At 64.4% G+C, this 22876-nt stretch carries 25 protein-coding genes; 22 read left to right on the top strand and 3 right to left on the bottom strand.

Annotation, left to right across the window (positions count from 1 at the left end; genetic code table 11):
• Window positions 1-3 precede the first annotated feature (3 nt).
• The 5 genes from petA to ACHFB9_RS13970 all read left to right on the top strand — a co-directional run bounded on the left by petA (window position 4) and on the right by ACHFB9_RS13970 (window position 3652).
• Window positions 4-561 carry a ubiquinol-cytochrome c reductase iron-sulfur subunit gene (gene petA, locus ACHFB9_RS13990; protein WP_417067937.1) on the top strand — a complete coding sequence of 186 codons (558 nt, stop codon included), beginning with the start codon at window positions 4-6 and terminating at the stop codon, window positions 559-561.
• On the top strand, window positions 558-1853 hold the full coding sequence (locus tag ACHFB9_RS13985; protein WP_417067936.1) for a cytochrome b: 1296 nt from the start codon (window positions 558-560) through the stop codon (window positions 1851-1853). Before petA ends, ACHFB9_RS13985 begins: the two co-directional genes overlap by 4 nt.
• Entirely contained in the window at window positions 1850-2470 is a 621-nt protein-coding gene (locus tag ACHFB9_RS13980) for a cytochrome c1 (RefSeq protein ID WP_417067934.1), read from the top strand. Before ACHFB9_RS13985 ends, ACHFB9_RS13980 begins: the two co-directional genes overlap by 4 nt.
• A gap of 106 nt (window positions 2471-2576) precedes the next feature.
• Window positions 2577-3173 carry a glutathione S-transferase N-terminal domain-containing protein gene (locus ACHFB9_RS13975; RefSeq protein ID WP_417067933.1) on the top strand — a complete coding sequence of 199 codons (597 nt, stop codon included), beginning with the start codon at window positions 2577-2579 and terminating at the stop codon, window positions 3171-3173.
• Between the two features lie 44 nt (window positions 3174-3217).
• Window positions 3218-3652, top strand: a complete 435-nt coding sequence (locus ACHFB9_RS13970; RefSeq protein ID WP_417067932.1) for a ClpXP protease specificity-enhancing factor — start codon at window positions 3218-3220, stop codon at window positions 3650-3652.
• 56 nt (window positions 3653-3708) lie between these two features.
• Here the strand turns inward: ACHFB9_RS13970 and hisC are convergent, their stop codons facing one another.
• A complete protein-coding gene (gene hisC, locus ACHFB9_RS13965; RefSeq protein ID WP_417067930.1) occupies window positions 3709-4770 on the bottom strand; it encodes a histidinol-phosphate transaminase in 1062 nt (353 codons plus the stop codon).
• Window positions 4771-4917: 147 nt separating this feature from the next.
• Here hisC and hisB point away from each other — a divergent pair, with 147 nt between their 5' ends.
• From hisB to tatC, 10 genes are all read left to right on the top strand, one after another.
• Complete coding sequence (hisB, locus tag ACHFB9_RS13960; protein WP_417067929.1) at window positions 4918-5505, top strand: imidazoleglycerol-phosphate dehydratase HisB; 588 nt, start codon at window positions 4918-4920, stop codon at window positions 5503-5505.
• A 7-nt stretch (window positions 5506-5512) separates the two neighbouring features.
• A complete protein-coding gene (gene hisH / locus ACHFB9_RS13955; protein ID WP_417067927.1) occupies window positions 5513-6145 on the top strand; it encodes an imidazole glycerol phosphate synthase subunit HisH in 633 nt (210 codons plus the stop codon).
• A gap of 79 nt (window positions 6146-6224) precedes the next feature.
• Window positions 6225-6974, top strand: a complete 750-nt coding sequence (gene hisA, locus ACHFB9_RS13950) for a 1-(5-phosphoribosyl)-5-[(5-phosphoribosylamino)methylideneamino]imidazole-4-carboxamide isomerase (protein ID WP_417067925.1) — start codon at window positions 6225-6227, stop codon at window positions 6972-6974.
• 3 nt (window positions 6975-6977) lie between these two features.
• Window positions 6978-7736 carry an imidazole glycerol phosphate synthase subunit HisF gene (gene hisF / locus ACHFB9_RS13945; RefSeq protein ID WP_417067923.1) on the top strand — a complete coding sequence of 253 codons (759 nt, stop codon included), beginning with the start codon at window positions 6978-6980 and terminating at the stop codon, window positions 7734-7736.
• Window positions 7733-8119 (top strand): phosphoribosyl-AMP cyclohydrolase, encoded by a 387-nt coding sequence (hisI, locus tag ACHFB9_RS13940; protein WP_417067922.1) that lies wholly within the window; start codon window positions 7733-7735, stop codon window positions 8117-8119. The genes hisF and hisI overlap by 4 nt, the downstream gene beginning before the upstream one ends.
• On the top strand, window positions 8116-8442 hold the full coding sequence (locus ACHFB9_RS13935) for a phosphoribosyl-ATP diphosphatase (RefSeq protein WP_417067920.1): 327 nt from the start codon (window positions 8116-8118) through the stop codon (window positions 8440-8442). Before hisI ends, ACHFB9_RS13935 begins: the two co-directional genes overlap by 4 nt.
• Window positions 8439-8786: a histidine triad nucleotide-binding protein gene (locus tag ACHFB9_RS13930; RefSeq protein ID WP_417067919.1), complete on the top strand. Its 348-nt coding sequence runs from the start codon at window positions 8439-8441 to the stop codon at window positions 8784-8786. Before ACHFB9_RS13935 ends, ACHFB9_RS13930 begins: the two co-directional genes overlap by 4 nt.
• A gap of 12 nt (window positions 8787-8798) precedes the next feature.
• Window positions 8799-9023 (top strand): Sec-independent protein translocase subunit TatA, encoded by a 225-nt coding sequence (tatA, locus tag ACHFB9_RS13925; protein ID WP_417067918.1) that lies wholly within the window; start codon window positions 8799-8801, stop codon window positions 9021-9023.
• Window positions 9024-9095: 72 nt separating this feature from the next.
• A complete protein-coding gene (gene tatB, locus ACHFB9_RS13920) occupies window positions 9096-9653 on the top strand; it encodes a Sec-independent protein translocase protein TatB (protein ID WP_417067917.1) in 558 nt (185 codons plus the stop codon).
• The gene (gene tatC, locus ACHFB9_RS13915) at window positions 9646-10389 is read left to right on the top strand and encodes a twin-arginine translocase subunit TatC (protein WP_417067915.1); all 744 of its coding nucleotides are present in this window, start codon (window positions 9646-9648) and stop codon (window positions 10387-10389) included. The genes tatB and tatC overlap by 8 nt, the downstream gene beginning before the upstream one ends.
• A gap of 12 nt (window positions 10390-10401) precedes the next feature.
• On the opposite strand, the gene ACHFB9_RS13910 is transcribed toward tatC, so the two are convergent.
• Entirely contained in the window at window positions 10402-11541 is a 1140-nt protein-coding gene (locus tag ACHFB9_RS13910) for a S1C family serine protease (protein ID WP_417071392.1), read from the bottom strand.
• 65 nt (window positions 11542-11606) lie between these two features.
• Here ACHFB9_RS13910 and ACHFB9_RS13905 point away from each other — a divergent pair, with 65 nt between their 5' ends.
• Window positions 11607-12353, top strand: a complete 747-nt coding sequence (locus tag ACHFB9_RS13905) for a Nif3-like dinuclear metal center hexameric protein (RefSeq protein ID WP_417067913.1) — start codon at window positions 11607-11609, stop codon at window positions 12351-12353.
• Window positions 12354-12357: 4 nt separating this feature from the next.
• Here the strand turns inward: ACHFB9_RS13905 and ACHFB9_RS13900 are convergent, their stop codons facing one another.
• The gene (locus tag ACHFB9_RS13900) at window positions 12358-14205 is read right to left on the bottom strand and encodes a FimV family protein (protein ID WP_417067912.1); all 1848 of its coding nucleotides are present in this window, start codon (window positions 14203-14205) and stop codon (window positions 12358-12360) included.
• A gap of 452 nt (window positions 14206-14657) precedes the next feature.
• Between ACHFB9_RS13900 and pflB the strand changes: the two genes are divergently transcribed.
• The 6 genes from pflB to sucD all read left to right on the top strand — a co-directional run bounded on the left by pflB (window position 14658) and on the right by sucD (window position 22814).
• Window positions 14658-16913, top strand: coding sequence for a formate C-acetyltransferase (gene pflB / locus ACHFB9_RS13895; RefSeq protein ID WP_417067911.1), 2256 nt, complete (start codon window positions 14658-14660; stop codon window positions 16911-16913).
• Window positions 16914-16976: 63 nt separating this feature from the next.
• On the top strand, window positions 16977-17837 hold the full coding sequence (gene pflA, locus ACHFB9_RS13890; RefSeq protein ID WP_417067910.1) for a pyruvate formate-lyase-activating protein: 861 nt from the start codon (window positions 16977-16979) through the stop codon (window positions 17835-17837).
• 141 nt (window positions 17838-17978) lie between these two features.
• Window positions 17979-19160, top strand: a complete 1182-nt coding sequence (locus ACHFB9_RS13885) for an acetate/propionate family kinase (RefSeq protein WP_417067908.1) — start codon at window positions 17979-17981, stop codon at window positions 19158-19160.
• Between the two features lie 225 nt (window positions 19161-19385).
• The gene (locus ACHFB9_RS13880; RefSeq protein WP_417067906.1) at window positions 19386-20582 is read left to right on the top strand and encodes an acetate/propionate family kinase; all 1197 of its coding nucleotides are present in this window, start codon (window positions 19386-19388) and stop codon (window positions 20580-20582) included.
• 166 nt (window positions 20583-20748) lie between these two features.
• Window positions 20749-21909: an ADP-forming succinate--CoA ligase subunit beta gene (gene sucC / locus ACHFB9_RS13875; RefSeq protein WP_417067904.1), complete on the top strand. Its 1161-nt coding sequence runs from the start codon at window positions 20749-20751 to the stop codon at window positions 21907-21909.
• Between the two features lie 11 nt (window positions 21910-21920).
• On the top strand, window positions 21921-22814 hold the full coding sequence (gene sucD / locus ACHFB9_RS13870) for a succinate--CoA ligase subunit alpha (protein WP_417067903.1): 894 nt from the start codon (window positions 21921-21923) through the stop codon (window positions 22812-22814).
• Window positions 22815-22876: the final 62 nt, after the last annotated feature.

Genomic DNA, 22876 nt, shown 5'->3' with positions numbered 1-22876 from the left:
CGGATGAAAGAGGCGGACCGCGAGCGACGCGCGTTGGTCGTCGCGACCTGCGCCCTGGGGGGCGTCGTCGTGGCGGGTCTGAGCGCGCCTTTTCTGGCGAGCCTGGCGCCGTCCGGCGGAGATCGCTCCGGGAGTGCTTTCGTCGATGTCGACATCGCCGCGCTCAAGCCGGGCGAGCCGCTCACGGTCTCGTGGCGGGGACGGCCCGTCTGGATTTTGCGGCGCACTCCCGCTCAGCTCGCCGCGCTGGCGCGCCGCGCAGCGCTGGCCGATCCGGACTCGCTGACCTCCGAACAGCCCGACTCCTGCCGCAACGCCTGGCGTTCGATCAAACCTGAAATCCTCGTCGTCACCGCGCTGTGCACCCACCTCGGCTGCTCGCCCCGGCTCGACGGCGCGGGCGGCGGGGCTTCCGCTGTCGTCTGTCCCTGTCATGCTTCCCGCTTCGATCTGGCCGGACGGGTGCTCAGCAACGCCCCGGCGCCGACGAATCTCGCGATCCCGCCGCATCGCTATCTGGACGCCACGCGGATACGGATCGGCGAGGGTGCTCCGGCATGAAGGGCGGTGGCTGGCTGGACAGCCGCTTTCCCGCGGGTGCGGCGCTGATCCGCCATCTGGCCGCGTACCGGGGGAGCGGGAAGCCGGGCTGCGTGTCCGGTCCGCTGTTGCTGCTGGTGCTGCTGATCCAGTTGGCGAGCGGGCTCTTTCTGGCGATGCACTACAAGCCGGACGCGAGCCTGAATGCGGCCGCTCTTCCTGTCGCGTTCGCGAGCGTCGAGACGCTGATGCGCGAGGTGCCGGGCGGTGCGCTGCTCCGTTACATGCATTCGACCGGAGCGTCGCTGTTCTTCGCGCTGATCTATCTGCACCTGTTCCGCGGCCTGCTCCATGGCTCCTACCGCGCGCCGCGCGAACTGCTGTGGCTCAGCGGCTGGCTGCTCTTCCTGACCCTGATCGCCGAGTCCTTCTTCGGCTATCTGCTGCCCTGGGGGCAGCTCTCGTACTGGGGCGCCCAGGTCGTCACCGGCCTCTTCTCGGCGATTCCATTGGTCGGATCCGGACTCACCCAGTGGGTGCGCGGCGCTGCGCAGGTCGGCGATGCGACGCTGGGCCGTTTCTTCGCGCTGCATGTGATCGCGCTGCCCCTGGTGCTGATCGTGCTGAGCTTCCTCCACGTCTGGATACTGCACTCGCTGCGTGCCGCCGAGCCGGACGGCGCTGATGCGTGCGGACAAAGCCAGGTTTCCCACCCTCCCCGGGTGCTCAGGGATCTCTTTGCGGCCTCGCTGCTGCTGCTCGCCTTCGCGGCCATCGTGCTGCTCGCGCCCGAGGGCGGCGGTCATCTGCTCGCCGCGGACAACTTCGCTCCGGCCGATCCGCTGCACACGCCGCCCGAGCTGCGTCCGATGTGGTACTTCGCGCCCTTCTATTCGATGCTTAGAGCCGTGACGCCGGGCTTCATTCTGGTATTGAAGGCGCTGGTCTCGTTCTTCGCGCTCGCGGTCTTCGTCAGGGCGGGAGCTCGCCGGCGCATGCTGACGGCTCTCGTCTGGGGCGCGCTTTTTGCCGCGCTCTGCCTGCTCGACGCGCGCTTCTGGGGCGTGGCCGTGATGGCGACGAGCGTGCTCGCGATCGCAGCCTTGCCCTGGCTGGACCGCAGCCCCGCCCGTACACGGCGCGGCCGGGGCGGGCGGATCGCTCTGGCTGTGCTGGCGCTGTCTTATCTGGGTCTGGGCTGGCTGGGCGGCCGGCCGGTCGGCGCCGCGACGCAGATCCTGAGCCAGGTCTTCACCGCGCTGATCCTGGCTTTCTTCGCGCTGCTGCCGGTCTGCACGGGAGCGCGGCGATGAGGTTCGCGACGGGGATGCTCTGCGCGGCGCTGGCTGTCTGGGCTGCGTGTGCCAGCGCAGGGGACGGGGAGGAGGCGCGTCGGCGCGGCGCGAAACTCTATCTGAGCCGCTGCCTCGCCTGTCACGACCTGAGCCTGGTGCGCGGCGAGAGCCTCGCGAAGCTGGGCCTGGGCGAAGCCGAGATCCGCGGCGCACTGGGGCCGGGGGCTGCCTCCCCGATGAGGGCGGCGCTCGGCCGCGAACAGGTGAAGCAGACGCTCGGCGCCTTGCCGCCCGATCTGAGCCTCGCCGCGCGCTCGCGCGCGTCGGCCGATCTGAGCGGGGAAGAGTGGCTCGCCCGCTATCTGCAGGGTTTTACCCCCGATCCGGCGAGGCCTTCCGGGTGGAACAACGCGCTCGTGCCGAATACCGCGATGCCCGATGCGCTGGGCGGGGGAGGCGAGGAGGGCGGGATGCCGAGGCGTGATGCCGCCGATATCGCCGCTTTTCTCGGCTGGGCGGCCGAGCCCGGTCGGGCGGGGCGGGAAGCGCTCGCCTGGCCGGTGTTGGGTGTGCTGACCGTCTTTGCGTTTCTCTGTTATGCGCTGATGCGCACCTGGCGCAAAGACGTTTCTTGATCTAAATGCTTGCTTGTGTCGGCGATTGTCGTAATCATGTCAGGGCGGCGCGCCACCCCCGTGGCCCGTCGCTTTTTGATTCCATAAACTCTCAGGGAAGCCCACGATGATGAACCTCTACTCCGGAACCACGGATCCTTTCAGCCACCGCTGCCGGATCGTGCTCTACGAGAAGGGAATGGACTTTCAGGTCATCGACGTCGATCTGTACAACAAGCCCGAAGACATCGCGGTCATCAACCCGTACAACCGCGTACCCGTGCTGGTCGACCGCGACCTGGTGCTCTACGAACCGAACATCATCAACGAGTACATCGACGAGCGCTTCCCTCATCCGCAGCTGATGCCGCCTGACCCGATCCTGCGCGCGAAGGCCCGCCAGCTGCTGCATTCGCTCGAAAACGAGCTGTTCTCGCACATCGAGGCGCTGGAGAAGAACGCGAAGGGTGTCGAGAAGAACCGTGCCCTGGTCCGCGACCAGCTGGCCCAGCTCGCGCCGATGTTCACGAAGCAGAAGTTCATGCTCGGCGAAGAGTTCTCGATGCTCGACGTCGCAATCGCTCCGCTGCTGTGGCGCCTCGAGCACTACAACATCGACCTGCCCAAGGCCGCCGCTCCGATCATGAAGTACGCCGAGCGGATCTTCTCGCGTCAGGGCTTCATCGATGCGCTGACCCCGTCCGAGCGCGCGATGCGTCGCTGAGTGCACAGGCCCGCTCGCGCGGGCCGCTTTCCGGCAGAACCGAAATGTCCGATATTCCGTCCACGAAACCCTATCTGATCCGCGCGCTCTACGACTGGTGCGTCGATGCGGGCTTCACCCCTTATCTTTCCGTCGTCGTCAGCGAACGCGTCAAAGTGCCGCGGGCCTTCGTCCGCGACGGGCAGATCGTGCTGAACATCGCGCCTCATGCGACCCGCGAGTTCGTCCTCGACAACGAGGCGATGAGCTGTCAGGCCCGCTTTGGCGGCGCCGCCCAGTCTCTCTACGTTCCGATCGACGCGGTCCAGGCGATCTACGCGCGTGAGAACGGTCAGGGCATGGCTTTCGAAGTGAGTGCCGCGCCGTCGGTCGATGCTGACGAACTGACCGCGGAGGACGTCGGGCAGGAGGCCGTCACCGCCGAGGCCGCCAGCGAAGAGCCGGCCAAGCCGAAGGGCCATCTGCGCATCATCAAGTGAAGAGGCCGGTGTGAGCCGGCCCTTGAGCGAAAAAACCGGAGCGAGGCTCCGGTTTTTTATTTGAGGATCTCGGCGAGCGCTTCGGCGAGCCGGTTGCACTGTGCGTCGGTGCCGATCGAGATGCGCAGGAACTGGTCGATGCGCGGCAGGCGGAAGTGGCGGACGATGATGCTGCGTTCGCGCAGCGCGGCGGCGAGCTCGGCGCCGTCGCGGCCGGGGTGGCGGGCGAAGATGAAGTTCGCCGAGGAGGGCAGCACTTCGAAGCCGAGCGCTTCGAGTTTGCCGGTCAGCCGTTCGCGGCTCGCGATCACGCGCTGGCGCGTCGCGTCGAAATAGGCCGTGTCATCGATGGCCGCTTCGGCGCCGACGATCGCGAGGCGGTCGAGCGGGTAGGAGTTGAAGCTGTTCTTGACCCGCTCCAGGCCGTCGATCAGCTCGCGATGACCCATCGCAAAGCCGACCCTGAGGCCGGCCAGCGAGCGGGACTTCGACAGAGTGTGGATCACCAGCAGGTTCGGGAACTCGGCGATCAGCGGGATCGCACTCTCGCCGCCGAAGTCGATATAGGCTTCGTCGATGACGACGACGGCATCGGGTTTGGCGCGCAAGAGCCGGGCGATCTCGGCGCGGGGCAGCGCGCGGCCGGTCGGCGCGTTCGGGTTCGCGAGGATGATCGCGCCGCAGGGCCGGGCGAGGTAGTCGTCGACGCGAATCGAGAAGTCGTCGGCGAGCGGGACGGTCTCGGCAGCGATGCCGTAGAGTTTGCAGTAGACCGGGTAGAAGCTGTAGCTGATGTCCGGGAAGAGCAGCGGTGCGTCGTGCTTGAGCAGGGCCAGGAAGGCGTGGGCCAGCACTTCGTCGGAGCCGTTGCCGACGAAGACCTGCGCCGGTTCCAGTGCGTGGAGGCGGGCGATCGCGCCCTTGAGCCGGTCCGAGTTCGGGTCCGGGTAGAGCTTCAGGTTATCGCCGTTCTCGGCGGCGATCGCGGCGATCGCGCGCGGGCTGGGGCCGTAGGGATTTTCGTTGGTGTTCAGCTTGACGAGGTCGGGCAGCTTGGGCTGCTCGCCCGGAACGTAGGGACTGAGGCCCTGAACGGCGTCGCTCCAGAATCGGCTCATGATGTTTTCCTGTGCAAAAGGGGGGAGCCGGACCGGGCGTTTCTTGTTTGACGCAACAGATTCGCGGCATTCGGCACAAAGCCGATGCTATCATGCCTGTCGATTCCCGAAACCCGGGCAAATCTGCCCTCACCAGCCCAGAGCGCCATGCGGCAAGCCGACATTACCCGTAACACGCTGGAGACGCGAATCCGCGTCCGCCTCGATCTGGACGGCTCCGGCCAGGCGAGTCTCGCCACCGGAATCGGTTTCTTCGATCACATGCTCGACCAGATCGCCCGCCACGGGCTGATCGACCTGACGGTCGAGGCTCAGGGCGATCTTCACGTCGACGGCCACCATACGGTCGAGGATGTCGGCATCGCGCTCGGTCAGGCGCTGGCCCAGGCGCTCGGCGACAAGCGGGGGCTCACCCGTTACGGCCACGCCTATGTGCCGCTCGACGAAGCGCTGTCGCGCGCGGTTGTCGACCTGTCGGGCCGGCCCGGCCTGGTGTTCGAATGCGTGTTCACCGCCGCGGCCATCGGCGAGCTCGACACCCAGCTCGTCTACGAATTCTTCCAGGGCTTCGTCAACCACGCCGGCGTGAGCCTGCATCTCGATAACCTGCGCGGTCGCAATGCGCACCACCAGTGCGAGACGCTGTTCAAGGCCTTCGGCCGTGCGCTGCGGATGGCAACGACGCCCGATCCGCGCGCGGCGGGCAGCATTCCCTCCACCAAAGGTACGCTCTGAGTCCGCCATGAAGATCGTTGTTGTCGATTACGGGATGGGAAACCTGCGCTCGGTGGCCAAGGCGATCGAGCATGTCGCACCCAAGGCGCGCGTCGTGGTCAGTGCCGATCCGCGCGAGCTCGCCTCGGCCGACCGCCTCGTCGTTCCCGGTCAGGGCGCCCTGCACGACTGCCTGCGCGAATTTCTGGCCCGCGGCCTGCGCGAAGCGGTCGAAAAAGCCTCGCGCGAGAAGCCCTTTCTCGGGATCTGCGTCGGCATGCAGATGCTCTTTGAGCACGGCGAAGAGGGCGACACCCAGGCCCTGGGCCTGATTCCCGGCGAAGTCCCTCGTTTCGCGCGTGGCCTTGTCGCGGCCGACGGCGCGCGGCTCAAGGTGCCGCACATGGGCTGGAACGAAGTGATCCAGACGATCCCGCATCCGCTCTTCGCGGGCATCGCGGATCGCGAGCGCTTCTACTTCGTGCACAGCTACTACTGCGCGCCGCGTGATGCGGCCGCAACAGCGGCCCGCACCGAGTACGGTCTTTCCTTTACCAGTGCGATTGCGCGGGATAATATTTTTGCAACCCAGTTTCACCCGGAGAAGAGCGCCGCCGCGGGCCTGAAGATGCTCGAAAACTTCACGCTGTGGCGCCCCTGAGGCGAGTTCTCCCATCCGCTGCGGCAGAGTCCTTGCCGCGTGACCGATTTTTCCACTCTGAAGCTGCGCTGATACCACTATGCTGCTGATTCCGGCAATCGACCTCAAAGACGGTCATTGCGTCCGCCTCAAGCAAGGCGACATGGACGACGCCACCGTCTTCTCCGAAGACCCCGCCGCTATGGCGTTGCACTGGCAGGCCCAGGGGGCCCGTCGCCTGCATCTGGTGGACCTGAACGGTGCCTTCGCGGGCAAACCGAAGAACGAAGGCGTGATCCAGAGCATCGCCAAAGCGGTCGGGGACGACATCCCCGTGCAGCTGGGCGGCGGGATCCGCGACCTCGACACGATAGAGCGCTATCTCGATGCCGGCGTGACCTACATGATCATCGGCACCGCCGCGGTCAAGAACCCCGGCTTTTTGCGCGACGCCTGCACCGCTTTTCCCGGCCACATCATCGTCGGCATCGATGCGAAGGACGGCAAGGTCGCCGTCGATGGCTGGTCCAAGCTGACCGGCCACGATGTCGTCGATCTGGCCAGGAAGTTCGAGGATTACGGCGTCGAGTCGGTGATCTATACGGACATCGGCCGCGACGGCATGCTCAACGGTGTCAATATCGATGCGACCGTGACGCTGGCGAAGGCGCTGCGCATCCCGGTCATCGCCAGCGGCGGCATCACGAACCTCGAAGACATCGATGCGCTGTGCGCGGTCGAGAGCGAAGGCATCATCGGTGCGATCACCGGCCGGGCGATCTATGAAGGTTCACTCGACTTCAAGGCGGCCCAGGCGCGCGCCGATGCGCTCAACGGAGGAAGCGACTGACCCATGCTCGCCAAACGCATCATTCCCTGTCTGGACGTGAAAGCCGGTCGGGTCGTCAAAGGGGTCAATTTCGTCGAGCTGCGCGATGCCGGGGATCCGGTCGAAGTCGCGCGCCGCTACGACGAGCAGGGCGCCGACGAGATCACTTTCCTCGACATCACGGCCAGCTCGGATGAGCGGGACATCATTCTCCATGTCGTCGAGCGGGTCGCCGAACAGGTGTTCATTCCGCTGACTGTCGGCGGAGGCGTGCGCGAAGTCGCCGATGTGCGGAGGCTGCTCAATGCCGGCGCGGACAAGGTCAGCATGAACACGGCTGCGGTCAACAATCCCCAGCTCGTCGCTGACGCGGCGGGCAAGGTCGGTTCGCAGGCCATCGTCGTTGCGATCGACGCGAAGCAGACGTCTCCCGGGCACTGGGAAGTGTTCACGCACGGCGGGCGCAACAACACCGGGCTCGACGCGATCGCCTGGGCGCGCAAGGTCGAGAGCCTGGGCGCCGGCGAGATCCTGCTGACCAGCATGGACAGGGACGGAACGAAGAACGGTTTCGATCTGGGCCTGACCCGGGCGATCGCCGACTCCGTGTCCATTCCGGTCATCGCCAGCGGTGGTGTCGGGAACCTGGCCCACCTCGCCGACGGGGTCACGATAGGTGGCGCCGACGCGGTGCTTGCGGCGAGCATCTTTCACTTCGGCGAGTACACGGTGCGCGAAGCGAAGGAATACATGAAGGCGCGGGGAATCGAGGTCAGGCTGTGAGCGATTGGTTGGATGCGATCAGCTGGGACGAGCAGGGGCTGGTGCCCGTGATCGCCCAGGATGCGGCGAGCGGGGACGTGCTGATGTTCGCGTGGATGAACCGCGAAGCGCTGGCGCTGACCGTCGAGCGCGGCGAAGCGGTCTACTGGAGCCGCTCCCGGCGCAAGCTCTGGCACAAGGGCGAGGAGTCGGGGCATACGCAGAAAGTGCGCGACATCCGGCTCGACTGCGACAAGGACGTGGTTCTGCTCAGGATCGAGCAGACCGGCGGCATCGCATGCCATACGGGCCGGCGTTCCTGTTTCTTCAATCAATTGCGCGACGGGGATCGCTGGGTGGCTGCTGATCCGGTCATCAAGAACCCCGCGGAGATTTACAAATGAGCGAACTGGATGTGTTGCAGCGCCTCGGGCGCACGCTGGCCGAGCGCAAGGGCGCGTCCGCCGGCACGTCCTATGTCGCGAGCCTCTACGCGAAGGGCACCGACGCGATCTGCAAGAAAGTCGCCGAGGAAGCCGCCGAGACGATCATGGCCGCGAAGGATGGCGAGAGCGCGCACCTGGTCTATGAGGTCGCGGATCTGTGGTTTCATTCGCTGGTGCTGCTCGCCCACTTCGGCCTGTCGGCCGACGAGGTGCTGGCCGAGCTCGAACGGCGCGAAGGCGTATCCGGCATCGAAGAGAAAGCTGCGAGGAAGAATTCATGAGCGATTGTCTGTTCTGCCGCATCGTTCGCGGCGAAATTCCGTCCCAGAAGGTCTATGAAGACGAAGATATCCTGGCTTTCAGGGATATCCGTCCTCTGGCGCCGGTTCATTTTCTTGTCATCCCGAAGAAGCATATTGAGTCTCTTGCGACGAGTACGGAAGACGATGCCGCGCTGCTCGGGCGTCTGCTCGCCGTGGTGCCGAAAATCGCGCGTGAGCTCGGTGCTGTCGACGGCTTCCGTACGATCATCAACACGGGCAGGGTGGGCGGGCAGGAGGTGTATCATCTGCACATCCATGTCATCGGCGGGGGCGATCCGTTGCCCGCGATGCTCAAGTACTGAGGAGTTTTTCGAATGGGTGGATTCAGCATCTGGCACTGGCTGATCGTGCTGTTGATCGTCATGATGATTTTTGGCACCAAGAAGCTGCGCAACATCGGCGAAGATCTCGGTGGCGCCGTGCGTGGATTCAAGGAAGGCATGAAGGAGGGCGGCGAGAAGACTGCTGCCACCGAAGCTCAGCCGCAGATCGATCAGAAGACGATAGACGGCGAGATCCGCGAAAAAGACAAGGTCTGATACCCGACGGGTATCCCTTTGATTGGGCGGGGCGCCGGCGGCGCCCTTTCCGTTTCTGGATGGACAACAACGATGTTCGACGTCGGGTTCTCGGAACTGATGCTGATCGGACTGGTGGCGCTGGTCGTCATCGGGCCGGAAAAATTGCCGCGGGTCGCGCGCACGGTCGGTCATCTGCTTGGACGGGTGCAGAGGCATGTCGCCGAAGTGAAGGCTGACATCAGCCGCGAGATTCAACTCGACGAGATGAAGCGGCTCGGTTCGTCGATCGGCGATTCGGCGCGCGAGCTTCAGCAGTCGATCCAGAGCCAGGCCGAGGAGATCAGCGCGAGCCTGAAGCCCGCGCTCGACTCGGTCGAAGAAGTGAAGGCCTCAGTGGCAGCCTCGGCCGCGTCGGTATCGGCCGCGCTGACCGCGGCTCCCGCCACCGAGGCACCCGCAGTGGCCGAGGCGCCAGCACCGGCCCCTTTGCTCGAACCGGCGCTTGCCCGGGCGACGCAGGAGATCGCTGCCGCGCCAGTTCCCGAGCCTGCCGCAAAGGCGCAGCCTGAAGAGGGTGCGGCGCCGGCTCCCCAGCTCGATCTGTTCGGGGAGAGTGAGCCGACTTCGCAGGGAGCGCGCCATGGCTGACATGCCCGAAGAAGAGAGCTTCATCTCCCATCTGATCGAGCTGCGCACCCGGCTGATTCGCGCGCTGATCGGAGTCGGCATCGTTTTCCTGTGCCTGATGCCCTTTTCGGCCCAGATCTACGATCTGCTTGCGGCCCCGATGATGGCCGCGCTGCCCCAGGGCACGAAGATGATCGCGACCGGAGTCGTCGCGCCTTTCTTTGTGCCGCTCAAGGTCACACTGATGGCGGGCTTCCTGATCGCTCTGCCCTGGGTGTTGTGGCAGATTTGGGCCTTTGTTGCGCCCGGCCTCTATGCGCACGAGAAGCGCCTCGCCGGTCCGCTGATCGTCGCCAGCACGGCGCTGTTCTTCACCGGCATGGCTTTCTGTTACTTCTTCGTGTTCCGTACCGTGTTCAAGTTCATCGCCGGTTTCTCGCCGAAGAGCATCCTGCCGGCGCCGGACATCGAACAGTACCTGTCCTTCGTGATGACGATGTTCCTCGCCTTCGGGATCACCTTCGAAGTGCCCATCGCCGTGATCCTGCTCGTCAAGGCGGGGCTCGTCTCGATCGCCAAGCTCAAGGAGATCCGCTCCTATGTGATCGTCGCCGCCTTCGTGATCGCGGCCGTCGTGACGCCTCCCGACGTCAGCTCGCAGATCATGCTCGCGGTGCCGATGTGCGTGCTCTACGAGATCGGCATCTTCGTTGCCCGTTTCGTGGCGCCCAAGGAAGAGCCGGTCGAACAGGCCTGATCGCGGTTTCGCTTACTCCCGCTCGGGGAGCGGGCGACGGCCGATCATGATCTGCGGGCGCAGGGTCTTGTCGCCGCGGCGAACCAGCACCTGGGTTCGGGTTCCGGGCTTGAGCGTTGCGATCGTCTCCAGCATCCGCTGGGCATCAGTGATCGGCTCCTTGCCGATCGCCTGCAGGATGTCACCGGGGGCGATTCCCCCGGCATCGGCCGGGCTGCCATTGACGACTCCGGTCACCAGCACTCCGGCGACATTGGGCAGCGAGAGTTCCTTGACCTGCTCGCGGTTGAGTTCGCGTACCTCTATGCCGATCCAGCCGCGCGTGACGCTGCCGGTCTGGATGATCTGCTCCATCACGCTGCGCGCCAGCGAAACCGGGATCGCGAAGCCGATTCCGAGCGAACCGCCCGAGCGCGAGTAGATCGCCGAGTTGATGCCGATCAGGTTGCCGCTCGCGTCGACCAGCGCGCCGCCCGAGTTGCCGGGGTTGATCGCGGCATCGGTCTGGATGAAATTCTCGAAGGTGTTGATCCCGAGGTGGGAGCGCCCCAGCGCGCTGACGATGCCCATCGTGACCGTCTGGCCGACGCCGAAGGGATTGCCGATCGCGAGCACGACATCGCCGACCTTCATGTTGTCGGTGCGACCGAAGGTGATCGGCTGCAGGTGTTCGGCCTTGATGCGCAGTACCGCGAGGTCGGACTCCGGATCGCGGCCGACGATGCTCGCGGGCAGAGTGCGCCCGTCTGGCAGCGCAACTTCGATGTCGTCGGCCTGTTCGATGACGTGGTTGTTGGTCAGGATGAAGCCGTTGGCGCTGACGATGACGCCCGAACCGAGGCCGGTGGAGCGGCTCGAAGCCGCGCCTTCGCCGAAGAAATGCCGGAAGAGCGGATCGTTGGCGAAGGGCGAGCTCACTTCCTTGCTCGTCGTGATCGGGACGACGGCGGGCAGGGCGCGGTTTGCCGCTGCGGAGTAGGAGCCGGGGGCGGTGGATGCGCCTGGTTTTTCCGGAACCGACTCGATGATAGGTACCCACTGCGGGGTATTCGCCGGGCGGGTGAGCCAGCCGGGTTTGAGCGTCGTGATGACGAACACCAGCGCCAGCGCGACGGTGACGACCTGACAGAAGAGTAACCACATTCGGCGCATAATCCGGGCTTTCATCGAGTCTGTCCTGCTGGCGGGGCGGATACATCCTGGACGGAGAGGGAGCCATGCTGCGCGCGGATTTTCAGGGATATCTGGATCACCTTCTCGAGCCCGCCCGTGTCCGGGATTATTGCCCAAACGGTTTGCAGGTGGAAGGTCGCCCGGAGATCGCGCGCGTGGTTTGCGGCGTCACCGCGAACCAGGCTCTGATCGACGCGGCCATCGCGCAGGGCGCCGACACCCTCCTGGTCCATCACGGCTTTTTCTGGCGCGGCGAGGATCCTCGCGTCCTGGGGGTGCGGCGCAGCCGGCTGGCGAGCTTGCTCACCCACGGAATCAACCTGTTCGCCTACCACCTTCCGCTCGATCTGCATCCCGAACTGGGCAACAACGCTCAGTTGGCGATCAGGGCGGGGTGGTGCGCCGAAGCGCGTTTCGGCGAGCAGGATCTGGGTTGGCTGGGGAGGCCTGAGCGGGAAACCTCGGCCGGAGGTCTTGCCCGTGAGCTGGCTGGAGCCCTGGCCAGAGAGCCACTGCTAATAGGTGATCCGGGACGCATCGTGCGTCGGATTGCCTGGTGTAGCGGCGCAGCGCAATCGATGTTCGAGGAGGCGATCGCGGCCGGCGCCGACGTCTTCGTGTCCGGCGAGATATCGGAGCAGACCGTGCACCTCGCGCGCGAGAGCGGCGTCGCCTATCTGGCGGCGGGGCACCACGCGACCGAGCGCGGCGGCATCGAGGCCTTGTCACGGCGGCTGGCCGACGACTGCGGTCTCGCCTGCGAATTCATCGACATCGATAGCCCGGTCTGAACACTCAGTGCTTGCCGGGCAGAGGAGGGATGTCCTCGTCGAGGTTGAATTCGACGACGGTCACGGTTCCCTGTTGGGGGATTTCCGGCAGCGGAGGCGGAGCTGCGACTTCCTCGAAGGCCAGATCCAGCATCGTCTCAGGCCTGGCCGGCGGCTTCGCTTCGGGCTTCTGCGCGCCGGCCTGAGGCTCGGGGGGCGCAAACATCTGAGCCTGCTCTTCCTCGGTTGGATGGAAGGCGCCCAGCTCGATCTCGAGGACGCCCGAGAGCATCAGCAAGTCGTCGAGGGGGCCGAGCGGGAAGCCGCGCCGGGTTCCGTCCCGGTTGTCGCGCAGGAGCTTGTACAGATAGGCCTGGGCTTCGCGCGTGTTCCAGATCCTCGTCAGGGTCTGGAGAATGTGCGGCATCTGCTCGATTGAATCGTTGATCTGCTTGACCTTGTCGAACTCTTCCCAATTGACGGCGATCACGTTGAAGGTCTGGTTCAGTTTGAGCGCCAGCGCATCGAATTCGGCGCGAAGGTTCGCCGCCTTATAGACTTCGAGCAACTTGACCCAGGGGCGAACCGCCTGTCTCGGGTTGGTGCGGATGTATTCGGCCAGAGTCTCGGCTGCACCCTGGATACGCCCGAAGGACATCATGATCTCGGCCAGTTCGACGGCCGAGTCGTGCTCTTCTATGCTCTCGTCGATGCTGATCTGGCTGCTTGGGCCCGGCGGCGCCGAAGCTTGCGGCAGCCCCCAGTCCTCGTCGCTCTCGATCGCCGCGGCGGCAGGGGCGCTCTGGTCGGGCCAGACATCGGCGGTGCTCAGCGTTTCGGGGCCCAGATCGAGATCCGGAGCGGGCTCGAATTCATCGGGCTGAACATATTCGGGTTCGATCACCGTATCGAGTTCGTCGGCGCGTTTTTTTCGCCACAACCACAGGATGGCGGTGACGCTGATCAGGGCAAGCGCATAGAGCAGCAGCCAGGGAAGGGCGAGGTAGTCGCCGGATGGCTGGGATGGCTGTGGCGCGAGCGGTTTGTCGAGCAGGATCTGCATGCGCTTGTTCTCGGCATCCAGGCGTCGCGACAGCGCTTCGAGCTGGCGGATCTTCTCCTCCATCTCGATCAGACGGCTGATCTTCTCGTCGACGCGGGCGATCAGCTCTTGCTCTTTGCCGCTCTGGGCGGCAGAAGTCTTTTCGGTCTCTCCGGTGGGTGAGGGAGTGCCGGGTTCGCCGCTGCGGACCAAGAGGCGATCCCGCTTTTCGTTCGCGAATGACTGGGTCTGCGCAAGGGCGGGTTCGTGCTCGCGTCGGGGCGCGGGATAAGCTTCGGCACGGCGCTCAATGGGGCGCCGCGAGCCCTGATCCGCGTGGCGCGAAGCCGTTGCGCGGGGTGGGGTGGGGCGCGCGGTGCGCCGCGCCGGGGCTGCGGCTTCGTGGTCCTGCGCTCCTTCAGCCGTCTGTGCGGAAGGGGACGGGCTCGCGCTCGGGGGCGAGAGCAGGAGCGGGTATTCGCGGTGCAGGCGGGCGTCGCAGTCGGCCGTGATGCCTATCATCATCGCCGGGTGTTCGAGGCGGTGGCGAGTCGTTACGATCAGCCGGGCTCCGTCGCTTCGGCGCTGGACGCGGATCTGGGCGTCGGTGATCCAGGGCAGATCGTCCGCACCGGAAGCTGCGCGCTGAATCCGGAAACAGCTTGCGTCGAGCGATGCGGCGTCTTCTCCGAGTAGTGCGATTTCCAGTCTGAGTGGTTCGAGCAAAGCGCTGCGCAGCAGGGCTTCACCGAGCCCCGCCGCTCTCGCGCAGGGCAGGGCTGTTGCGGCAAACAGGCAGAAAATCAGCAGGAATCGGAGGCTGTTTCTCATATCCACGTTTGGGCGAAGCGTTGGGTGCTGTTCCGGGATACGGCAGGAATCCCTGGAACTTTAAGGTGCGCCTGTTGTTTAACGCTAGCACGGACGCGGCTATCGGAAAACACCCGAAGTGGGTATTGGGAGACGGATGGAGGAAATGAGATCAAAAAGCAAACTAATGGCGCGATTTATATTATTTATTGTTTCGCATCGTGCAATCTGATTTCGCATTATAACGTAATGCCTCGGAAAAGTCCTTGATTCAGTCATCTTGTTGCAACCGGAGGCTGAGCCTAATCTGCGAAGGTGAAGAGAGGGTCGCTGACCCGCCCGCCCCGTTGGGAACGATCTGAATACTTGGTCTTCCTGCCTGCCGCGCCCGGGCTCGTGCTTGCCATCAGCGAGCACAGCGATCGTTCCCGTGTCCTGAATACCCAATCAGTGATGCCATAGGAGGGCATAGCATGACCACTTCCGTGAAAACCCCGGATGCGACAACCGCCGAATCGTGGCGCGGTTTTGCCGCTGGCGACTGGCAAAAAGAAGTCAACGTTCGTGACTTCATCCAGAAGAACTACACCCCGTACACCGGCGACGACAGCTTCCTCGCTGACGCAACGGCCCGCACCAAGGCTGTCTGGGCGAAGCTGCAACCGCTGCTGGCCAAGGAACGCGAAAAAGGCGTCCTCGACATCTCCCCGATTCCGTCCGGCATCACTGCCCACGCTCCGGGTTACATCGACAAGGACAACGAAGTCATCGTCGGTTTGCAGACCGAAGCGCCGCTCAAGCGCGCGATCATGCCTTACGGTGGCTGGCGCATGGTTGAGAGCTCGCTGCACGCTTACGGCTATGAAGCCGATCCGCGCGTTGCCGAGATCTTCACCAAGTATCGCAAGACCCACAACGCCGGCGTGTTCGATGCTTACACCCCGACCATCCTGAAGTGCCGCAAGTCCGCGATCATCACCGGCCTGCCCGATGCTTACGGTCGTGGCCGCATCATCGGTGACTATCGCCGCGTCGCGCTCTACGGTACCGACTTCCTGATCGCCACGAAGAAGCGCGAAAAGGCGGAACTGGACGACGTCCATTCGACCGAAGAAGTGATCCGTCTGCGCGAAGAGCTGTCGGAACAGATCCGTTCGCTCGAAGAACTGAAGGAAATGGGCTCCGCCTACGGTTTCGATATCTCGAAGCCCGCCGCGACCGCCCGTGAAGCCGTCCAATGGACCTACTTCGGCTACCTCGCTTCGGTCAAGCAACAGAACGGCGCCGCGATGTCGGTCGGCCGTGTCTCGACTTTCCTCGACGTGTTCATCGATCGCGATCTGAAGGAAGGCCGCATCACTGAAGAACAAGCCCAGGAAATCATCGACGACTTCGTGATGAAGCTGCGTCTGGTCCGCTTCCTGCGCACCCCGGAATACGACGAACTGTTCTCGGGCGACCCGATCTGGGCGACCGAATCGATCGGCGGCATGGGCGAAGACGGCCGTACCCTGGTCACCAAGAACAGCTTCCGCATGCTGCACACCCTGTACAACCTGGGCGCGGCTCCGGAACCCAACCTGACCGTGTTCTGGACCCCGGCTCTGCCGGACGGCTTCAAGCGTTTCTGCGCCAAGGTCTCGATCGACACCTCGTCGATCCAGTACGAAAGCGACGAACTGATGCGTCCGCGCATGGGCGATGACTGTGCGATCGCCTGCTGCGTCTCGTCGATGCGCGTCGGCAAGCAGATGCAGTTCTTCGGTGCTCGTGTGAACCTCGCCAAGGCGATGCTCTACGCGATCAACGGTGGCCGCGACGAAGTCTCCGGTGCCCAGGTTGGCGCTCCTCTTCCTCCGATCGAAGGCGATTACCTCGACTACGACGAAGTGATGAAGCGCATGGACGTGATGATGGACTGGCTCGCGAAGACCTACGTCAACGCGCTGAACATCATCCACTACATGCACGACAAGTACGCGTACGAAGCGATCGAAATGGCTCTGCACGATCGCGACATCCTGCGCACGATGGCTTGCGGTATCGCCGGTCTGTCGCACGCGACGGACAGCCTGTCCGCGATGAAGTTCGCCAAGGTCAAGGTCATCCGCGATGAAACCGGTCTGATCACCGATTACGTCACCGAAGGCGAATACCCGTGCTACGGCAACAATGACGACCGCGCCGACCAGATCGCGACCGGCCTCGTCACCAAGATGATGGACAAGATCCGCAAGTACCCGACTTACCGCAATGCGGTTCACACCCAGTCGGTGCTGACGATCACGTCGAACGTCGTCTATGGTAAGAAAACTGGTAACACGCCGGACGGTCGCCGCAAGGGCCAGCCTTTTGCCCCGGGTGCGAACCCCTCGAACCAGAGGGATACCCACGGCGCTCTGGCCGCGATGATGTCGGTCGCCAAGATCCCGTACGAAGACGCAGCGGATGGTATCTCGCTGACCCTGTCCTTCTCGCCGAGCGCTTTGGGTAACACCGAAGAAAAGGCTGACAAGCTCAAGGGCAGCCTGGACGCTTACTTCGGCAGCGATGGCTTCCACGTCAACGTGAACGTGCTCAATCGCGACACGCTGCTGGACGCGATGGATCACCCGGAAAAGTACCCGCAACTGACGATCCGCGTTTCCGGATATGCGGTGAACTTCGTCAAGCTGACGCGTGAGCAACAGCTCGACGTTCTGAACCGCACTTTCCACGAGCGCGTTTAAGCTCGACAGACCTCCGCGGATTCCCGTTCCGGGATCCGCGGCGACCTGAAGAATGGAGGCACTGTGGCGACTCGCCTGATGGGCAGTCGGTACGAGCTGCATGTCCTGCAATCCGGGGCCGCCCAGTCGGGCGGCCCGGATCATTTTGCGATTCACGATGCTGACATCGAGGACATCGCGGATGCCGAGGACCAGCTTCTCACCGGCTACATACATTCATACGAAATGGGAAGCGCGGTCGATGGACCCGGCATCCGTGCCGTGATCTTTCTGTCCGGCTGCCTGATGCGCTGCCAGTACTGTCATAACCCTGACACCTGGCACAAGATGCACGGCAACCCTTCCACGGCCGCCGACCTGATGGCCGAAATCAAGAAGTACGTCCGCCCGCTGACCCTCTCCAAAGGGGGCGTCACGATCTCGGGAGGCGAGCCGATGGTTCAGCACCAGTTCACGAAGCGGATCCTGCGCCGCTGCAAGGAACTCGGGCTGCACACTGCGCTCGATACCTGCGGCCGGATGGGGGACAAGCTCAGCGACGAAGAGCTGATGGATGTCGATCTGAACCTGCTCGACATCAAATCCGGCGACGAGGAAACCTATTACCGGGTGACCCGTCAGCCGCTCGCTCCGACTCTGGCCTATGCGCGGCGGCTCTCCGATCTGAACCGTCCGACCTGGGTGCGTTTCGTGCTGGTTCCCGGCTTGACCGATGACTACGACAATGTCGAGCGCGTGGCCGACATCGCCGCCGGCATCCGCAGCCTCGAACGGGTTGAAGTGCTTCGCTTTCACCAGATGGGTAAGTCCAAATGGGAAAAGCTCGCGCTGCCTTACGCCCTGAACGACACTCCGGCGCCCAGCAATGAGCTGACCGAGCGGGTCAGGGAGCAATTCCGCTCGCGCGGACTGAAAGTATTTTGAGCATGGAAAGAGGCGATCGTCCGCCGGTCTGGCTGCGTCGGCCTCTGTCCTGTCTTCGCTCTTTAGTCGTCCCTGCGTGTGGCGCAGCGGCGGCGTCCATCGTCCACCTTCGCCACTGCGGCGACAATTAACTCACTCATCATGAACGATCCTATCCTCGTCCTCAATGCTGGCTCGTCCAGCCTGAAGTTCTCCGTTTTCGAAACGACCGGCAACGATTTCGAGCTGCGCCTGCGCGGTCAGGTCGAAAGCCTCTACACCGAGCCGAATTTCGTCGCCAAGGACGCCGGCTCCACCGTGCTGGCCAGCCAGTCCTGGCCGGAAGGCACCCAGCTGGGCCACGACGGCGCGATGAAGTGCATCAACGACTTCCTGGCCGCTCACGGCGTTGCGAAGCCGGTCGCGGTCGGTCACCGCGTGCTGCACGGCGGCCTGAAGTTCTCGGCTCCGGCCAGGGTCGACGCTGATGTGATGAAGCAGCTCGAACAGTTCATCCCGTTCGGCCCGCTGCATCAGCCGCACAATCTGACCCCGATCCGCCTGCTGATGGAACAGCATCCCGAGTTGCCGCAAGTGGCCTGCTTCGACACCGCCTTCCACCGCACCCAGCCGCAAGAAGCCGAACTCTTTGCGCTGCCGCTCGAGTACGCCGAAGAGGGCATCCGTCGTTACGGCTTCCACGGCCTGTCCTATGAATACATCGCCAGCGTGCTGGGCCAGTACGACAAGCGTGCCGCGACCGGCCGCACGATCGTGCTGCACCTCGGTAACGGCGCCAGCATGGCCGCGCTGTCCGGCGGCCTCGGCGTTGCGACGACGATGGGCTTCACCGCGCTCGACGGCCTGCCTATGGGCACCCGCTGCGGCGCGATCGACCCGGGCATCCTGCTCTATCTGATGACCGAAAAGGGCATGGACGCCAAGGCGATCGAGAAGCTGCTCTATCGCGAATCCGGCCTGCTGGGCCTGTCGGGCGTGTCGAGCGACATGCGCGCGCTGCTGGCGAGCGACTCCTCGCGCGCCCGCCTGGCGGTCGATTTCTACGTCTACCGGATCTCGCGCGAGATCGGCTCCTTCGCCGCCGCGCTGGGCGGTGTCGATGCGCTGGTCTTCACCGGCGGTATTGGCGAGAACGCGCCGCTGATCCGTGCCCGCATCTGTGAAGCTGCGCACTGGCTGGGCCTGCGCCTCGACGCCGCGGCGAACCAGACCCGCGGTCCGCTGATCTCGACCGAGGACAGCGCCGTCAACGCCTGGGTGATCCCGACCAACGAAGAGCTGATGATCGCTCGTCACGTTCGTCGCGTGCTCAAGGACAACTGATCGTCCTGCGCCTGATCAAGCCGGCCGGCCCCGCGAGGGACCGGCCGGTTTTTTTTGCACGCGGCTTGCGCTGCGCGCGTGTGAACGAGTGCCTGGCGTCTTTGCTGTGCCGGCTGTTTTTCATGCTCTGGCGCAAGAACGGTCAGTGCTCTCCCTTGCTAGCATCGTTGCAGGCCATGCCATCTGGCCATGTGTCGCGTTTGCGACACCCTTCGGGGGAGGGGTATGACAGAGGCTATCGTCGTGCTGAACGCGGGGTCTTCCAGCCTCAAGTTCTCGGTGTTCAAGTCGTTCGTCCGCGCCGAGCCCGCGCTGTTGCTGCGCGGGCAGATCGAGGGGCTGTTCACCGAGCCGCACTTTCGCGCCTGGTCGGCCTTGGGCGAGAAGGTCGCCGAATCGGTCTGGTCGCGCGGAACCGAGCTGGGGCACGCGGGGGCGGTCGATGTGCTGAACGACTTTCTCGCGCATCAGACGGCGGATCTGACCGTGCGCGCCTACGGCCATCGCGTCGTCCATGGCGGACTCAAATATTCCGAGCCGGTCGTCGTTGACGATCAGGTGCTCGAAGATCTCGCGCGCCTGACCCCGCTCGCGCCCCTGCACCAGCCGAACAATCTGCAGCCGATCCGGACGCTGCGCGCGCATTCGCCCGGCATCCTCCAGCTCGCCTGCTTCGATACGGGCTTTCACCGCCACCAGCCGCTGGTCGCGCAGATCTTCGCTCTGCCCTATGCGCTGACCCAGTCGGGGATTCGCCGTTACGGCTTCCACGGGATCTCCTATGAGTACATTGCCTCGGTGCTGCCGGGCATCGATCCGCTCGCCGCTGCCGGGAAGACCGTGGTCTTCCACCTCGGTAACGGCGCGAGCGCCTGTGCGATCGACAATGGGATAGGCGTCGCGACAACCTTCGGCTTTACGGCCGTCGAAGGTCTGCCGATGGGAACGCGCTGCGGTGCGCTCGATCCCGGGGTACTGCTCTATCTGATCGACGAGCGCGGTATGGACAGCGCGGCGATCGCGAAGATGCTGTACAAGGAATCGGGCCTGCTGGGCATCTCGGGCCTGTCTAGCGACATGAGGGTGTTGGAGATGTCGGACGATCCGCGCGCCCGCCTCGCCGTCGAGTATTTCTGTTACCGGGTCGGTCGCGAACTCGCGTCGCTGGCGGCCGCGATGGGCGGACTCGATGCGATCGTGTTCACGGCCGGCATTGGCGAGAACTCGGCCTTCATCCGCGAGCGCATCCTCGAGATGGGGCGCTGGCTGGGCGTCGAGGTCGATCACGACGCGAATAGTGGCCGGGGGCTCGCCAGGATCAGCTCGGCGGTGAGCCGCGTCGCGGTCTGGGTGATTCCGACCGACGAGGAGCTGATGATCGCCCGCCATGCGCAGCGCGCGCTCGATGTCCGCGACGGCTGAATTCCATCAAAGGTGCAAGGCTCCGCAGGGCGCCGATTCCGCTACAATCGGACGGATTGCCGGAGTCCGTCCAGGGCCTGTGCCCCGCAAGGCTTTCTCCGTCCGACTTCGTCCCGATACCAACAGCCTCCGACCGCAAGGCCGGGCTTCCGATCAAAGGGCAAGCATGAAAATCCACGAATACCAGGCCAAAGAAATCCTGCGTCAATTCGGCGTCGTCACGCCGCGCGGCATCCCGGCTTTCTCGGTCGAGGAAGCGGTCGCCGCGGCCGAAAAACTCGGCGGCAGTCTCTGGGTCGTCAAGGCCCAGATCCACGCCGGGGGGCGCGGCAAGGGGGGCGGTGTCAAACTCGCCCGCTCGCTGGCCGAAGTGCGCGAGCTGGCCGGTCAGATCCTCGGCATGCAGCTCGTCACGCATCAGACCGGACCGCAGGGGCAGCAAGTGCGCCGTCTGCTGATCGAAGAGGGCGCGGACATCCGCAAGGAATACTACCTTGCCGTGCTGACCGATCGCGCGACCCAGACCGTCGCCGTGATGGCTTCGAGCGAAGGCGGGATGGACATCGAGGAAGTCGCGCGCACGACGCCCGAGAAGATCATCAAGGTCTTCGTCGATCCGGTGCAAGGGATCCAGGATGGGCAGGCTCGCGAGCTGGCCCTGGGCATAGGCGTGCCCGAAGCTTCGCTCGCCCAGGCCATCGACACCTTCAAGCGCCTCTATACCTGCTACATGGAGTCCGATGCGTCGCTGGCCGAGATCAACCCGTTGATCCTCGAAGGCAATGGCGGGATCAAGGCGCTCGATGCGAAGTTCAACTTCGATTCGAACGCGCTCTACCGCCACCCGGACATCCTCGCTTTCCGCGATCTGGACGAGGAGGACCCGGACGAGATCGAAGCGTCGAAGTTCGATCTGTCCTACGTTTCGCTGGGCGGCAACATCGGCTGTCTGGTCAATGGCGCGGGCCTCGCGATGGCGACGATGGACACGATCAAGCTCTTCGGCGCCGAGCCGGCGAACTTCCTCGACGTCGGTGGCGGCGCGACGACCGAGAAGGTCACTGAAGCGTTCAAGATCATGCTCAGGAACCCCAGAGTCAAAGGCATCCTGGTCAATATCTTCGGCGGCATCATGCGCTGCGACACGATCGCCAGCGGCGTCGTTGCGGCGGCGCGCGAGACTCATCTGGCCGTGCCCCTGGTCGTCCGGATGAAAGGCACGAACGAGGAGATCGGCAAGAAGATCCTCGCCGATTCCGGCCTGCCGATCATCGCCGCCGACACGATGGCCGAGGCGGCCACGAAGATCGTCGCGGCCGTCCAATAAAGGGAGATGAGATGAGCATCCTGATCAACAAGGACACCCGGGTCATCACCCAGGGCATCACCGGCAAGACTGGGCAGTTCCACACCGAGAAGTGCCTCGAATATGGCAATGGCCGCGAATGCTTCGTCGCCGGCGTCAATCCGAAGAAGGCCGGCGAGAAGGTCTTCGACATCCCGATCTTTGGCACGGTCAGGGAGGCGGCGGCCGAGACGGGCGCGACGGTGTCGGTGATCTATGTGCCGCCGGCGGGGGCCGCCGCGGCGATCTGGGAAGCGGCCGAAGCCGACCTTGATCTGGTGATCTGCATCACCGAAGGCATCCCGGTTCGCGACATGCTGGTCGTGCGCAACAAGATGAAGGCCAAGGTCGCGGCAGGCGGCAAAGAGACCCTGTTGCTGGGGCCGAACTGTCCGGGCCTGATCTCGCCCGACGAGATCAAGATCGGCATCATGCCCGGCCACATCCACCGCAAGGGGCGCATCGGTGTCGTCTCGCGCTCGGGGACCTTGACCTATGAAGCGGTCGCGCAGCTGACCGAAATCGGGCTGGGGCAGTCCTCGGCGGTCGGGATCGGCGGCGATCCGATCAATGGCTTGAAGCATATCGACATCATGAAAGCCTTCAACGACGACCCGGACACCGATGCGGTGATCATGATCGGCGAGATCGGTGGCTCGGATGAAGCCGAGGCGGCGCGCTGGTGCCGTGACAACATGAAGAAGCCGGTCGTCGGCTTCATCGCCGGCGTAACCGCGCCGGCCGGAAAGCGGATGGGGCATGCCGGTGCGCTGATTTCGGGCGGCGCCGACACGGCCGAAGCGAAGCTGGCGATCATGGAGGAGTGCGGCTTCACGGTTACCCGTGATCCGTCCGAGATGGGCCGCTTGCTCAAGGGCCTGCTCTGAGCGCGCGTGGGCTCGCTCACGGCTTTGCCGGGGCGGGCCTGCGATTCAGGTGACCTGTGTGG

The organism is Niveibacterium terrae (assembly GCF_048213115.1).
Classification (GTDB): Bacteria; Pseudomonadota; Gammaproteobacteria; order Burkholderiales; family Rhodocyclaceae; genus Niveibacterium; species Niveibacterium terrae.
This window is presented reverse-complemented; position numbering and strand designations above follow the sequence as displayed.

Excerpts from the sequence above, each read along its gene's own strand:
- petA (WP_417067937.1), top strand. The coding sequence starts at position 4 with ATGAAAGAGGCGGACCGCGAGCGACGCGCGTTGGTCGTCGCGACCTGC.
- ACHFB9_RS13985 (WP_417067936.1), top strand. The coding sequence starts at position 558 with ATGAAGGGCGGTGGCTGGCTGGACAGCCGCTTTCCCGCGGGTGCGGCG.
- ACHFB9_RS13980 (WP_417067934.1), top strand. The coding sequence starts at position 1,850 with ATGAGGTTCGCGACGGGGATGCTCTGCGCGGCGCTGGCTGTCTGGGCT.
- ACHFB9_RS13975 (WP_417067933.1), top strand. The coding sequence starts at position 2,577 with ATGATGAACCTCTACTCCGGAACCACGGATCCTTTCAGCCACCGCTGC.
- ACHFB9_RS13970 (WP_417067932.1), top strand. The coding sequence starts at position 3,218 with ATGTCCGATATTCCGTCCACGAAACCCTATCTGATCCGCGCGCTCTAC.
- hisC (WP_417067930.1), bottom strand. The coding sequence starts at position 4,770 with ATGAGCCGATTCTGGAGCGACGCCGTTCAGGGCCTCAGTCCCTACGTT.
- hisB (WP_417067929.1), top strand. The coding sequence starts at position 4,918 with ATGCGGCAAGCCGACATTACCCGTAACACGCTGGAGACGCGAATCCGC.
- hisH (WP_417067927.1), top strand. The coding sequence starts at position 5,513 with ATGAAGATCGTTGTTGTCGATTACGGGATGGGAAACCTGCGCTCGGTG.
- hisA (WP_417067925.1), top strand. The coding sequence starts at position 6,225 with ATGCTGCTGATTCCGGCAATCGACCTCAAAGACGGTCATTGCGTCCGC.
- hisF (WP_417067923.1), top strand. The coding sequence starts at position 6,978 with ATGCTCGCCAAACGCATCATTCCCTGTCTGGACGTGAAAGCCGGTCGG.
- ACHFB9_RS13935 (WP_417067920.1), top strand. The coding sequence starts at position 8,116 with ATGAGCGAACTGGATGTGTTGCAGCGCCTCGGGCGCACGCTGGCCGAG.
- ACHFB9_RS13930 (WP_417067919.1), top strand. The coding sequence starts at position 8,439 with ATGAGCGATTGTCTGTTCTGCCGCATCGTTCGCGGCGAAATTCCGTCC.
- tatA (WP_417067918.1), top strand. The coding sequence starts at position 8,799 with ATGGGTGGATTCAGCATCTGGCACTGGCTGATCGTGCTGTTGATCGTC.
- tatB (WP_417067917.1), top strand. The coding sequence starts at position 9,096 with ATGTTCGACGTCGGGTTCTCGGAACTGATGCTGATCGGACTGGTGGCG.
- tatC (WP_417067915.1), top strand. The coding sequence starts at position 9,646 with ATGGCTGACATGCCCGAAGAAGAGAGCTTCATCTCCCATCTGATCGAG.
- ACHFB9_RS13910 (WP_417071392.1), bottom strand. The coding sequence starts at position 11,541 with ATGCGCCGAATGTGGTTACTCTTCTGTCAGGTCGTCACCGTCGCGCTG.
- ACHFB9_RS13905 (WP_417067913.1), top strand. The coding sequence starts at position 11,607 with ATGCTGCGCGCGGATTTTCAGGGATATCTGGATCACCTTCTCGAGCCC.
- ACHFB9_RS13900 (WP_417067912.1), bottom strand. The coding sequence starts at position 14,205 with ATGAGAAACAGCCTCCGATTCCTGCTGATTTTCTGCCTGTTTGCCGCA.
- pflB (WP_417067911.1), top strand. The coding sequence starts at position 14,658 with ATGACCACTTCCGTGAAAACCCCGGATGCGACAACCGCCGAATCGTGG.
- ACHFB9_RS13885 (WP_417067908.1), top strand. The coding sequence starts at position 17,979 with ATGAACGATCCTATCCTCGTCCTCAATGCTGGCTCGTCCAGCCTGAAG.
- ACHFB9_RS13880 (WP_417067906.1), top strand. The coding sequence starts at position 19,386 with ATGACAGAGGCTATCGTCGTGCTGAACGCGGGGTCTTCCAGCCTCAAG.
- sucC (WP_417067904.1), top strand. The coding sequence starts at position 20,749 with ATGAAAATCCACGAATACCAGGCCAAAGAAATCCTGCGTCAATTCGGC.
- sucD (WP_417067903.1), top strand. The coding sequence starts at position 21,921 with ATGAGCATCCTGATCAACAAGGACACCCGGGTCATCACCCAGGGCATC.